General features: G+C 67.3%; 13 protein-coding genes and 1 pseudogene. 2 read left to right on the top strand and 12 right to left on the bottom strand.

Features of this window, described 5'->3' with window-relative positions; all coding sequences use genetic code 11:
* The first annotated feature begins 147 nt into the window (after positions 1 to 147).
* A complete protein-coding gene (locus FHG54_RS02530) occupies positions 148 to 828 on the top strand; it encodes a DUF2975 domain-containing protein (RefSeq protein ID WP_139415819.1) in 681 nt (226 codons plus the stop codon).
* A 1-nt stretch (position 829) separates the two neighbouring features.
* On the opposite strand, the pseudogene FHG54_RS17175 reads toward FHG54_RS02530, so the two are convergent.
* From FHG54_RS17175 to FHG54_RS02480, 10 genes and pseudogenes are all read right to left on the bottom strand, one after another.
* Positions 830 to 1,231: pseudogene (locus FHG54_RS17175) on the bottom strand (ATP-binding protein); the annotation flags it as partial.
* 176 nt (positions 1,232 to 1,407) lie between these two features.
* Positions 1,408 to 1,839 (bottom strand): hypothetical protein, encoded by a 432-nt coding sequence (locus FHG54_RS02520; protein WP_233437846.1) that lies wholly within the window; start codon positions 1,837 to 1,839, stop codon positions 1,408 to 1,410.
* A gap of 28 nt (positions 1,840 to 1,867) precedes the next feature.
* Positions 1,868 to 2,428, bottom strand: coding sequence for a hypothetical protein (locus FHG54_RS02515; protein WP_139415817.1), 561 nt, complete (start codon positions 2,426 to 2,428; stop codon positions 1,868 to 1,870).
* A 434-nt stretch (positions 2,429 to 2,862) separates the two neighbouring features.
* Positions 2,863 to 3,075: a hypothetical protein gene (locus FHG54_RS02510; protein WP_233437845.1), complete on the bottom strand. Its 213-nt coding sequence runs from the start codon at positions 3,073 to 3,075 to the stop codon at positions 2,863 to 2,865.
* 78 nt (positions 3,076 to 3,153) lie between these two features.
* Positions 3,154 to 3,516: an SHOCT domain-containing protein gene (locus FHG54_RS02505; protein WP_139415815.1), complete on the bottom strand. Its 363-nt coding sequence runs from the start codon at positions 3,514 to 3,516 to the stop codon at positions 3,154 to 3,156.
* A 4-nt stretch (positions 3,517 to 3,520) separates the two neighbouring features.
* Positions 3,521 to 3,949, bottom strand: coding sequence for a DUF6325 family protein (locus tag FHG54_RS02500; RefSeq protein WP_139415814.1), 429 nt, complete (start codon positions 3,947 to 3,949; stop codon positions 3,521 to 3,523).
* Positions 3,950 to 4,031: 82 nt separating this feature from the next.
* A complete protein-coding gene (locus tag FHG54_RS02495; protein ID WP_139415812.1) occupies positions 4,032 to 5,096 on the bottom strand; it encodes an AI-2E family transporter in 1,065 nt (354 codons plus the stop codon).
* Positions 5,096 to 5,767 (bottom strand): GAP family protein, encoded by a 672-nt coding sequence (locus tag FHG54_RS02490; RefSeq protein WP_139415810.1) that lies wholly within the window; start codon positions 5,765 to 5,767, stop codon positions 5,096 to 5,098. Before FHG54_RS02490 ends, FHG54_RS02495 begins: the two co-directional genes overlap by 1 nt.
* A gap of 39 nt (positions 5,768 to 5,806) precedes the next feature.
* Entirely contained in the window at positions 5,807 to 7,462 is a 1,656-nt protein-coding gene (locus FHG54_RS02485) for a SulP family inorganic anion transporter (RefSeq protein ID WP_139415808.1), read from the bottom strand.
* A gap of 62 nt (positions 7,463 to 7,524) precedes the next feature.
* Entirely contained in the window at positions 7,525 to 8,841 is a 1,317-nt protein-coding gene (locus FHG54_RS02480; protein WP_139415807.1) for an ion channel protein, read from the bottom strand.
* A 299-nt stretch (positions 8,842 to 9,140) separates the two neighbouring features.
* Here FHG54_RS02480 and FHG54_RS02475 point away from each other — a divergent pair, with 299 nt between their 5' ends.
* Positions 9,141 to 9,551, top strand: a complete 411-nt coding sequence (locus FHG54_RS02475) for an SHOCT domain-containing protein (protein ID WP_139415805.1) — start codon at positions 9,141 to 9,143, stop codon at positions 9,549 to 9,551.
* A gap of 64 nt (positions 9,552 to 9,615) precedes the next feature.
* Here FHG54_RS02475 and FHG54_RS02470 read toward each other — a convergent pair whose 3' ends face one another.
* Both FHG54_RS02470 and FHG54_RS02465 read right to left on the bottom strand, forming a co-directional pair.
* Positions 9,616 to 10,770 carry an epoxide hydrolase family protein gene (locus FHG54_RS02470; protein ID WP_139415803.1) on the bottom strand — a complete coding sequence of 385 codons (1,155 nt, stop codon included), beginning with the start codon at positions 10,768 to 10,770 and terminating at the stop codon, positions 9,616 to 9,618.
* A 56-nt stretch (positions 10,771 to 10,826) separates the two neighbouring features.
* Positions 10,827 to 11,954 carry a DUF998 domain-containing protein gene (locus tag FHG54_RS02465; RefSeq protein WP_233437844.1) on the bottom strand — a complete coding sequence of 376 codons (1,128 nt, stop codon included), beginning with the start codon at positions 11,952 to 11,954 and terminating at the stop codon, positions 10,827 to 10,829.
* Positions 11,955 to 12,019: the final 65 nt, after the last annotated feature.

The following is a 12,019-nucleotide window of genomic DNA, read 5'->3' as shown; positions in this document are numbered from 1 at the left end:
GCGCGAGGGGAGGGCGTTGTCGTCGTACGAGTCGCCGGGGCCGCCGAACTCCTGTTCCGAGTCCTCACCGCACGCGAAGAGAAGAAAGGGGGGTCTGCTGAGAGCCCGTAATGCAACCTATTCCGGTGTGCCGGACATCATCGTTGCGTGAGCACCCAGCAAGGAACCCTGCGTGGCCGCTTGATCCTCAAGTCGGCGGGAGCCCTGACGACCACGGTCGGATCGGCGGGTGTTTTCGTGGTCTGGGCATTGCTGTCATTCAATGTGGCGTTCGGTACAGATGGGGCGACGCGGGTCTTCAGCCAGGCCCCGCACGGCCGCTCACTTCGTTGGCACAGTTTTCGAGAATCAAGGCGAGATAATTTTCTGATGGTCCTCTCCAACCAGCACGTTCCCACAGTGCGCTTCGCACTGGTTGCGCTGTTCGTTATTGCCTTACTGCTACAGTTCTGGATCGTCCCGAGCGCCGCCGCCCAGTCTGCGACCCAATACCCGGAGTATGCAGACCTAGCGCGCCCCTACGTCATCGTCATCGGAATCGCAATCGGATTGTTTGAGTTAGCCCTCATTGCCGCTTGGCAGGTACTGTCTGCCGCGACCGCAGACACCCGCCCTCGGCGACGGAAATTGTGGGCGACGATCTTCACTCTTGCTCTCATTTCTTCGGGCGTGCTGTTCGCAGGCGTCTTCATCCACGCCGGATCTGTAGCGCGCGTCGGCGGCCCGCCAATGCTCTTCGGCCTGCTCGCTGCCCTCGCTGTCGTCGTCTGCGCGGTCGTGCTGCGACGTAAGACGTTGGAGCTCACCGTTGTGGATGGCGAGGACTGACCGCGGCTTGATACCAGGTTGTATATCTGTCCGCCGCGTGCGAGGTGCCGAGCCCGATCAGGAGGTGATTCTTCCCGGTGCCGGAGTCGCCGATCAGGCTGAGCGGGTCGCCGCGGCGAATCCAGTCGCCGGTGGCGAGAGTGTGGATGGTCGCGGCGTTGACGTTCGGAATCGCGTCGAAGTCGAAGTTGCCGAGCCACTTGTTCCCGGGGGGAGCTTGCGGCTGAGACGCGGCGGATCGTGGAGCGGCGGTCGCGGTCATCGCATCGGCGAGGAAGCCGTGGCAGGACAGTTGCTCACCGTTCGGCCGCTTTCACGGCTTCGTCCTTGACTGCTCGCATAGTCGGTAGTCGGAGTCTGCGGCAGGCTTGCTCGACGGCGGCAGCGGCGACTTCCTGGTCATGCCCCGCTGGCGGCGGAGGGTGGTGGTGACCTTCGTGGGGCTGCTCAGTCGGTCGCCTGAGCGTCTGGCGCCGCCCGCCGCCCATTGCTGAATAGCCGTCGTCGTCGACGGCAAGAGGGGTGGCCCCCGGTCGCCCGAGGTGACCGGGAGCCATGTTGAGGATCAGTGGCTCGGTGTTACGCGGTTCGGGAGCGCAGTCTCAACCCGGACACGCTGGCCATCACGGCGCCAACGAGGGCCGGGTAGCCGCTCGCTGCGCCGAAGGCCACCGCATTGAACGGATTCAGCCAATCCGAACCCGCCGCCGACCATCCGATTCGCGCTGCCACAACGGCGGCGACCACGAGGACGATGACAACGCCGGCCGTCAGGCCCACGACGGGCCAGCGCCACGCAATGGCTACCACGAGGGCACCGACGATGGCGATCAACGCCAAGGTCAGGGGATGGACCGTGAAGGGCCCAGGGACTTGCGCCGTCGCGACCACCGCGATGACGTAGTAGACCACAACGCCCGTGAGGACACCGAGTATCAACGACACGGCGATCTTGGAAACGCTCAATCGTGCACGACCCAACTCAGCAGGGGAATCCGATTCGACCATCATGCCTCCTTCTCACACATCAATTTCGGCGTCAACCGGGATTGCACGCCAGATTGACGTCAGGCGACAGCGCCGTGACAGACGAGCCGATTGCATTCTCGGAATGCCATGTCGTAGATCCGCTGTTCTGACATGCCCGGGTCGTTGACCAGGAAACCGTAGCACCCGGGTTGACCTTCACCGTCACGAAGGATCGCTGGTACCACCAGGGCCACGCAAACGACGAAAGGATGCCGTTGACGGATGCCGTTTGGGCACACCCCGAGCTGATTCCGTGGGAATGCCGCGATCGAGCGTACTCTGTGGCGACGTAAGGGGTCACTCCTGTCGATTGCAGCGTCTTCGCCGCAGTCGCGGGAATCGGCATGCTCTCGAAGGTTCGATCTATGACGCGAACCGCCCCGACATCCTCGTTGGGGCCGTACGTCGTGCCGTTCTCAACCACGGAATCCGACGCGTCCGGTTCTGCAGCTACGGCGCTCGTCGCACCGAGACCGATCATCATGAAGGACGCGGCCACGATCGCCGCTACTGCCTTTCGCAGTGCCCAGAACGCAATCCTCTCGTCAAGACGTGGGCGAACTTCGTCCACTACTTTTCAATGTCCGGCAAGGGCTGAGCGGTTCCCAATTCTGTGAAGGAGGTCTCGGTCGAGTGCAGCCGCACTACCGCCAAGGGCCAATCCGGCTACGAGAACAGCGGTCGGGATCGTGGCATCAGCACTCCTTCGTGAATCGCCATCGCGGTCATGAGGAGATGCCCGCATACCCCAAGGGTTCCAAGATCGAGCAGGCGGGAGCGGTTGGGGTGGTCTTGAATCGAGCCGTCACCTGGTCCCGAATCAACTTGACATAGCCACGTATCCCTGGCGGCTACCGCGACCACCTGTGCGCAGCTCAAGCGCCAACGTCGACGACATGACCACGCATCATCCGCTTGACCGCAGTGCGCGCGGCGTCGAGCTCTTCACGAAGCAGCTGTGAGTCGTCGGTGACTTGAGCGAGCCTGATCCGAGTGACGTGCAGCTCAGCTTTCAGGAGGTTTCGCTGGCGCTCGGCCACGTCGTTCGTCGAGCACCGTGTAGCGGGTCTCGATGCCCGACACGTTGAACGAGGTGGCGACGATGCGCTGGCCGAGTCGGCCGAGCCCGGGCTGCCCCGCGAACACGTCGCGTACCTCGTCTTGCACGAGCACGGTCGACGGAACCACGGTTGAGACACCCCTGAGTGAGACGGTCATGCCTCAGCCTAGGCAGCTCGAAAGGATCGGCGACAGGGGTTCCACCCACTGCGTCGATCGGCTATGGGGAGTCACGCCTCAGCCGAGCAGCTTCGCCTTGGCGGCGGCGAACTCGTCGTCGCTCAGGATGCCCTGCTCCTTCAGCGCGCCGAGCTTCTGCAGTTCGGCGACGATGTCGACCCCGCCTGCCGGCGCCGCTGCGGCCTGCGGAGGGGCGACGCCCATCGCGGCCTGTTGCTGGGCGACGGCCTGCTGCGCCGCGGCATCGATCTGCGCCTGCTGCTGCTGTGCCTCGTACTGCTGTTGTTCGTACTGGCCCTGGGCCTTCTCCTGCTGACGTCGTTGCATGCCCCCGCTCACGGCGGTGGCGGTGCCGGCGACGACGGCCGTGCGAGCGGCCATGCCGATCAGCCCCGGGCGACCCATTCTTCTGAACGGCATCTTCCTACTCCTCTTCTGCTTCGGCGAGCGCGGCGTTCACCACGGGCGCGGGGATGCGTTCGGTCTGCAGCACGATGCCGCCCGACTGTGCGAACTTCGATGCGAGACGCTTGGCCCACACGAGCTCGATCGCGAGCAGTGCACCCGAGGTGCCGGGCGGAATGCCCTCGGCGAACTCGGCGGCGTCTTCGTCGGCGACGAGGCCGATCGCCTCGAGCTCGACCGCGCCGAAGCCGTACTCGTCGCTCACGTCTTCGAACTCGGTGATCTGCACCGAGCCGTCGGGCTCGCGCGAGATCACGAGGAAGTCGAGCAACCGGATCTCACCGCCCTCGATCAGCTCGCTGATCGCCTCGATGGTGCCGGCGTCTGGACGGTCGCCCTCGAACCCCACCAGATACAGCTCCACCGGGCCGTATTCGAACTCCGCCATGATCTCCCCAATCTCACGTGTCTGCAGACTACGCGCGCACGGGGCCAGTGCACCAGAGTCCGGTGCGAATCCCCGGTGAACGTCAGGTCGCCCGTGCCTGCGGGTCGCCCGAGAGTCGTCGCAGCGGCCCCGATCGCTGGTCGGGCTCGAGCAGCAGGGCGCGCACGAGCAGGGTCAGCGGGATGCAGAGGATCGCCCCGATCGGCCCGATCACGAGCGCCCAGAACACGACCGAGAAGAACGTGAGGGTGAGGCTCAGCCCCACCGCGTCGCTCACGAACTTCGGCTGCACGAGCACCTGGAGCACGACGTTGATGACGCTGTAGACGAGCACCACGACGACGAAGAGCGGCCAGCCGCCCACGACGAGCGCGAGCACGGCGGGCGGGATGACCCCGATCACGAAGCCGATGTTCGGGATGAAGTTGGTGACGAAGGCGAGGATCGCCCAGACGAGCGGGATCGGCACCCCGACCCACCACAGGAAGAGCCCGTCGAGCACGGCGACGACGAGACCGAACGACGCGTTCACCACGTAATACCGGCGCACACCCGAGAAGTAGCGGGCCCCGATCACGTCGGCCGCCGCGGTGCCGAAGACCCGGTCGTCGCGACCGAGGCGCGAGGCATCCGCTGCCATGAAGATGACGTAGGCGAGCACGAAGAAGAATGCGGTCGCGGCACCGAACACGGCGTCGGCGATGCCGGCCGCGACATCGAGCAGCGTCTGCGGATCGATCGAGGCTGCTGCCCCGGCGGCCGATTCGCTCGTCATGCCGAGCGAGGTGAGCCAGTCGATGATGGACTGCACGGTCGCAGCCAGTTCGTCGGCATAGTCGGGGAGCATTCCGATGAACTGAGCGGATGCCACGACGAGCAGTGTGCCGAGGATCGCGAGAATCGCGTACGCGAGCACGATCACCGCGGTGGTCGCGAGCCAGCCCGGCCAGCCGCGACGCTCGAGCGGGCGGCGCAACGGATGCGCGATGATCACGACGACGGCGGCGACCGCAGCCGGTGCGAGGATGTCGCGGGCGAACCAGACTCCGGCGAACACGACGACTGCGCCGGCGAGCGTGATCAGCACGCGGCTGCCGTACGCGAGGGTGCCTCGCCCGGGCTCGGCGGGCCGCGCGGCATCCGTCATCAGAAGCTGCCGATGCCCTTGCCGATGAGCACGACCCCGATGACGAGGAGCAGCACCGCCATGACGGTCGCGTTGTTCTGCACGAGCCAGCCGCGGAGCGACTCGAGCGGTGCGGCCATCTTCGCGGAGGCGAGGAGGTAGGCGATGACGGGCACCGCGACCGAGCACGCGGCGATGATCGTGAAGACCACGATCGACAGCGTGATCTCGCCGCCGCTCAGGCCGCCCGTGCCGATGATCACGCCGGCGCCCGCGGCCATCAGCAGGTTCTTCGGGTTGACGGCAGAGAGCAGGAAGCCGAGCACCGCGCCCCGCATCGTGGTCATCGTGTCGATCGCCGACATCCACTTCGGCAGTGCGGCCGCCTCACCCGCCTTCGGGCGACCGCGCCATTGCCTCAGCGCGAGGAACAGCAGGCCCGCGCCGAGGACCAGCTTGATCACGCCGGCGATCGGATTCGAGGCGTCGGGGTCTTGTTCGGGGATGACCGAGGCGAGCAGCGTGAACACCACGACCGCGACGACGATGCCGAGCACCCAGCCGAGCATGAAGCCGACGCTCGTGCCCTTCGCCTTCGGCGAGAGCAGCATGAGGATCGCCGCGATGATCGGCACCGGGCTGATCGCAACACCGAGTGCGAGCGGCAGAATGCCGCCGATGACCTCACCCATGATGACTCACTCCTGTCTGGCGGCCCGGGCCGCCGTCTGCTACAACTCCTGCGGCGTGCTCGAAAGGGCCACGATCGCGGCCCGATTGGTGTCGAAGATACGCCGGTCGCCGAGCAGGCCGAGGTCGGCGAGCCGGTCGCGCGCGTCCGAGCGAACCCGGCTGAATCCGAGCTCGATGCTCCGAGCGTCGAGCCAGGCGACGAGCGCGGTGAAGCTCTCGGCTCCGGTCACATCGACGTCGGTGACGGCCTCCATGTCGATCACGACGTGCTGCACCGTGCCATCGGGCACGGCGGCGACGGCCTTCTTCACGGCGTCGGCGAAGACCGAGCCGTTCGCGAAGAACAACGGCGCTGCGAGCCGGACGACGATCACGCCGGGCGCCGTCATCGTGCCGGCCGGGGCCTCCCCGAGGAGCGATTCTGCGGGCGAGTCGCCGGCCGCGAGCACGTCGATCGGGGGATTCGCCGCGCGCTTCGCGAGGTTGATGAGCGCGAGCACGAAGGCGACGACGATGCCGGCGATCGAGCCGACGAAGAGCGTCACGAGAAAGCACACTGCGGCGATCGTGAACTCGAAGCGGTCGACCCGCCACAGCATGCGGAAGTCCGTGATGCCGAGGAGCGGCAGGATCGCGACGCCGACGATCGCACCGATCGCCGGCGACGGGATGTCGGCGAGCAGCGCGGTGCCGAAGAGCAGGAGCAGGAGCGTGCCGACGGCGAGCACGAGCGAGGGCAGTTGCGTGCGGGAACCCGCCTGATCCATCGCCGCGGTTCGTGAGGTCGACGACCCCATGGTGAAGCTCCCGCTCGCGCCGGCCGCGATGTTCCCGACGCCGAAGGCGAGCAGGTCGCGGTTCGGCCGCACGGCGTAGTTGCGTTTCTCACCGTACGCGCGAGAGACGAGGAGCCCCTCGGCCGTCGTCACCATCGTGAGCGCGATCGCCGAGGGCACGAGCAGGAGCCACGTCGTCCAGTCGATGACCGGCCAGGTGAGCGCGGGTGGGCCGGCGGGCACCTCGCCGAGCACGTCGACCCCGGCGTCGTCGAGGTCGGCGATCACGACCGTCACCGTCGCGACGACGAGCACGATGAGCGCCCACGGCACGAGCTTGACGAATCGTTGCCCGACGATCAGCACCGCGACCGAGATCGTCGCGATGAGCAACGACCACGGGTTCAGGGTGCCGATGCCCGAGACGAGCCCGACGACCTTGTCGACGAACTCGCCGCCGGAGTCGATCTTCACGCCGAGCATCTTCGCGATCTGGCTCACGAGGATGTCGAGGGCGAGGCCGCCGACGAAGCCCACGAGGATCGGCTTCGACAGGAAGTTCGCGATGAAGCCGAGCTTGAACACCGACATGAGCACGAAGAGGATGCCGCAGATGATCGCCTGCGCGAGGGCGAGCGTCGCATAGTCGTCGCTGCCGGCCGTCGCGAGACCGCCGATCGATGAGGCGACGAGGGCGGCTGCCGCGGCATCCGGAGACACGATCAGCTGGCGCGACGAGACGACGAGTGCGTAGACCACGGTCGGCACGATGAGCGCGTACAGGCCGGCGGTCGCCGGCAGGCCCGCGATCTGCGCGTAGCCGATGTTCAGGGGGATCGCGATCGCAAGCAGCGTGACGCCCGCGGTCAGTTCGCGAACGAGGTTCTTGCCATTGAGGCCCGCCAGCGGTCTCTGCACCGGTTCCCCCTCCGTCTGCTCAGGTCGACACTAGCGAGCGGATGCCGCTTCGCACACGATGCTCATTCGACTCCCCCGGTCGTCGAGGCCGGCGGTGAGGCGGCCGGCGGCGGCGCGGGCGTCTCGGGCGGAAGGATCCGGAACGCGGGAGCCCGCGTGACGAGGAGCCACGCCGGCAGCACGATCACGCAGAGCATCGGGAGGATCGTGATGTCGCCGGCCACGGCGACGGCGACGAAGATCGCGATCCAGCCGTCGCGGGTCACGACGAGGAGCACCCCGACGATCGCACAGCCGATCGCGAGGCCGAGCGGCAGCGAGGGAATGAGTGCATTGCCGAGCATGCCGAGGGCCACCCCGATGAAGGTGGCCGGAAAGACGCGGCCGCCGCGGAACAGCGAGCTCGCCGCGATGAGCAACGCCAGCATCTTGATTCCGGCGATGGCGGCCAGCTGCGGCGCGTTGTAGGCGCCGGGATCCTCGAGGAGTTCACCGATCTCCTCGAGGCCCTTGAACATCGTGATGGGGCCGCCGAGCAGACCGAGGAGCCCGAGGAGCAGCCCGCCCGCCGTGGCGATGAGCACGGGGTGCCGCAGGGAATGCATCGCTCGGTAGATGATCGGGAACGCCGCGAGCATCGCGAGCCCGACGACCGTTGCGGCGGTCGCGACGATCGCGCCCGTGAGGAGGTCGAACGCCTGCGGGGTTCCGTAGGGCGGCACGGCGAACTTGAACGGCGGTGCACCGAGGAGGTGCATCGTGAAGGAGCCCGCCCCGGCCGCGACGAGCGGCAGGAAGAGGCGATCCCACAGCGCGCCGCCCGACTTCAGCGCGGCCAGGATGCCGGTGAAGATGAGCGCTGCTGCGACGGGGGTGCCGAAGAGCGCTCCGATCGTGGCAGAGGCCGCGAGCAGCACGGTGAGCTGCTTCGGCACCGCAGGCATCAGCCGTGCGATGGCGGCCACCATGAGTGCCGTGTTGACCGCGATGATCGGGTTCTCGGGCCCGAGGCTCACCCCGCCCGCGAGCGCCAGCACCGTGACGATCAGCACGCCCGGCAGGTTTCTCAGGGGCTGCGGTTCCTCGACGAGATCGGTGGTCGCCGAGTCGGGGCCGCCGTGACCGGGGATGTACCGCAACACGAGTCCCACCGCGAGTCCCGTGAGCGTGAGCACGATCACGATCCACCAGCCCGAGGGGTCGACACCGAGCGCATCGGGGATCGTCGCCCACAGCACCGACTCCAGCATGCTCGCGACGCCGTTGAGCGCCCAGAGCACGACGGCCGAGATCGCCCCGATCGCGAGCGCCGGAATCGCGAGCAGCGCGAGCCGCTTCGGCGTGACGTCGGGGTCGCGCGGCGGGATGGCGAGACTCATGGTCGGATCCCGTCGGGTGGCGCCACAGGTGCCGGCGGCAGGTCATGGCGGCGCGCACCTGGCGCGCAAAGGCCGGAGCCGAGGCTCCCGCCGACGATGTCGAGGCATGCCACCCAGTCCGCCATGGTCCCTCCTGCAGCAGAGAATACCGGCGCGCGGGCGCTGCGGCCGGAATGTGCGCCGCCGCGCGGCCATCGTGCCCTGCAGAACATGCTCTGGACGCGCGGTCGCACCACGCGATAGGTTCACCTCAGCAGCGCTCAATTGGGGGGCGCTCGATCTTCGTCGAAAGGCTGCATATGAGTTTCTGGGAGAGTTTCTGGGATCTGATCTGGTGGTTCGTCATGGCGTTCGCGTTCATCGCCTATCTGTTCGCGCTCTTCGCGATCATCGGCGACCTGTTCCGCGACCAGAAGCTCAACGGCTGGTGGAAGGCGCTCTGGATCATCTTCCTGATCTTCGTGCCGTTCCTCACCGCGTTGGTGTACCTGATCGCACGCGGCAAGGGCATGGCCGAGCGCTCGCAGAAGGAGTACAAGCAGGCTCAGGCGGCGACCGACGACTACATCCGCCAGGCCGCCGGCACCGCCGCGAGCCCGTCGGATGAGATCGCGAAGGCGAAGGGCCTGCTCGATTCGGGCAGCATCAACCAGCAGGAGTTCGACCTCCTGAAGGCCAAGGCGCTCGCGCACCCAACGCAGACCGTCTGATTCCAGACCTGCACGTGAGAGGGCCGGATGCGTCGTGCATCCGGCCCTCTCTGCATCTCCTCCGTCAGCGGAGGCCGCGGAAGAAGCCGCGGACGTCGCCGACGAGGAGCTCGGGAACCTCCATGGCCGGGAAGTGGCCGCCGCGATCGAACTCCGACCAGTGCACGACGTTGTGCTCGCGCTCGGCGACCGTGCGGATTCCGGAGTCTCCGGGGAACACCGCGACCCCTGAGGGCACGTCGCTCCGCTCGGTCTCCTGCCCCCAGCTGGCACGGCCTTCCCGGTAGAGCCTGGCGGCCGACGTCGCCGTGCCGGTGAGCCAGTAGACGCTCACGTTCGTGAGCAGCTGGTCGATGTCGACCGCGTCCTCGGGCAGTTCGGCGGCGGGGTCGGTCCATTCCTTGAACCGCTCCACGATCCACGCGAGTTGCGCCGACGGCGAGTCCGAGAGACCGACGCCGACCGTCTGCGGCCGTGTCGACTGGATGATGGCGTAGCCGGCGCCGTCCTCCATCTGCTCTTCCAACGCCGCAAGCCGCGCCTGCTCGGTCTCGGTCATGGCCGCGAACTCCGCCGGATCGCCGGACGGGAAGCCGAGGCCGCCGTTCACATGCACGCCGATGACGCGCTCGGGCGCGATCCGGCCGATCATCGGCGAGATCACCGAGCCGGTGTCGCCGCCCTGGGCGCCGTATCGTTCGTAGCCGAGCCGGCCCATGAGCTCGGCCCAGGCGCGGGCGATCCGCGACATGTCCCAGCCGGTCTCGTGCGTGGGGCCTGAGAAGCCGAAGCCGGGCATCGACGGGGCCACGATGTGGAACGCGTCGGCCGGGTCGCCGCCGTGCGCACGCGGATCGGTGAGCGGTCCGATGATGTTCATGAACTCCACGATCGAGCCCGGCCAGCCGTGCGTGAGCAGCAGCGGCATGGCGTTCGGTTCGGGCGAGCGCACGTGCAGGAAGTGCACGTTCTGGCCGTCGATCGTGGTCGTGAACTGCGGGAACGCGTTCAGCTTCGCCTCGTGCTCGCGCCAGTCGTAGGTGTTCTGCCAGTAGTCGGCGAGCCCCTGCAGGTAGCTCGTGGGGGTTCCGTACGACCAGCCGACGCCGGGCAACTCCTCGGGCCAGCGCGTGTCGGCGAGACGACGGTTCAGGTCGTCGAGGTCGGCCTGCGGAACGTCGATGCGGAAGGGCCGGATGTCAGTGTCTTCGTGATTCATACCGGCGACGATACGCACCCAACTGGACAGTTCCTGTCCGCATTCTCGGAACTGACTCAGAGAGGGGGCGCCGTGGCATCCGTCGACGGACCGTGACTCGCCCCGGTGTTGCGAAGGAAGACGATGATCCAGCTGAAGATGAGCACGGCCGCGACGAGCTCGACCGCGGTGAGGTTGTAGTAGCCGGTCGCGAAGAACACGGCGAGCATGACGATCACCCCGACGTAGACGTAGCCGAGCAGGATGAAGACCTTCGGCATCGACGGGATGAACCAGCGCAGTCCGATCACGAGCACGGCGTAGGCGACCGCCATGCCCGTGGCGACCGTGTTGTGCACGACGAAGAACTGATCGACCGGGAAGATGCCGACGCACGCGAGGAAGATGCCGATGAGGATCATGCCGACGCGCACGATGGTGCGGCCGCGCACCTCGACGTGCGTCGTCGCGGGCACCGCGGCGGTCGCATACCGGGCGATCGTCGTGACGATCACGCCGGCGATGATGAGCGTCATGTTGAACGCGAGCGACGACACGTCGTTCGTCATGCCGAGTGCGCTCAGGTTCTCCTGCCACCAGAGCGGATCGCTCGCGCTCAGCATGCTCGCGAGCGCCCCGACGACGAGGAAGAGGGCGAGCACGAACGAGAGCAGCATCGGTGTCAGGTGCGCCGACGAGAGGAAGACCGCGTAGGTGGTGACCGCCATGCCGACGCCCGCGAGCACGGCGCCCGGGATCGTGAAGACGACCGCGCCCTGGAAGCTCTGCTCGAGCAGGTCGGCGAGACCGATCCAGCCGAGGAGCGCGATCGCCGCGTGCGCCAGGGCGATCGCGGTGAGGTCGAACCAGTGGATTCGAGCGCCCGGAGCGTCGAGGCCCGGCACGGCGGCGTCGGCGAAGCCCGCCGCGCTGCGCGTTCTCAACACGAGACGACCGAGCAGAAAGGCGATGAGGGTCGCGGCCGCGGAGCCGACGGCGACGAACTCGCCGAGTGAGCCGGGACCGGCGATCGGCAGGTCCTGACCGAGGAAGACGAACCAGGCGACGCCCATGCCGACGACGAAGGTCGCCGCCCCGATGAGCAACGCGATGGACTCGAGCGATTCGGCGGTGGCCGCCGGGTGGCGCAGCACGCGGCCGATCGATATCGGCTTCGGTGCGATGGCCGTTGTTCCTCGACTCACGGCATCAGCATGCCAGCGATCGGCCCACCGACCGAGGAGCGACGCACACCCAGCCGTCGAGAACG

This window comes from Agromyces laixinhei (assembly GCF_006337065.1).
Taxonomy (GTDB): Bacteria; Actinomycetota; Actinomycetes; order Actinomycetales; family Microbacteriaceae; genus Agromyces; species Agromyces laixinhei.
Note: the sequence above shows the minus strand (reverse complement) of the source record. Positions and strands in the feature narration are given on the sequence as shown.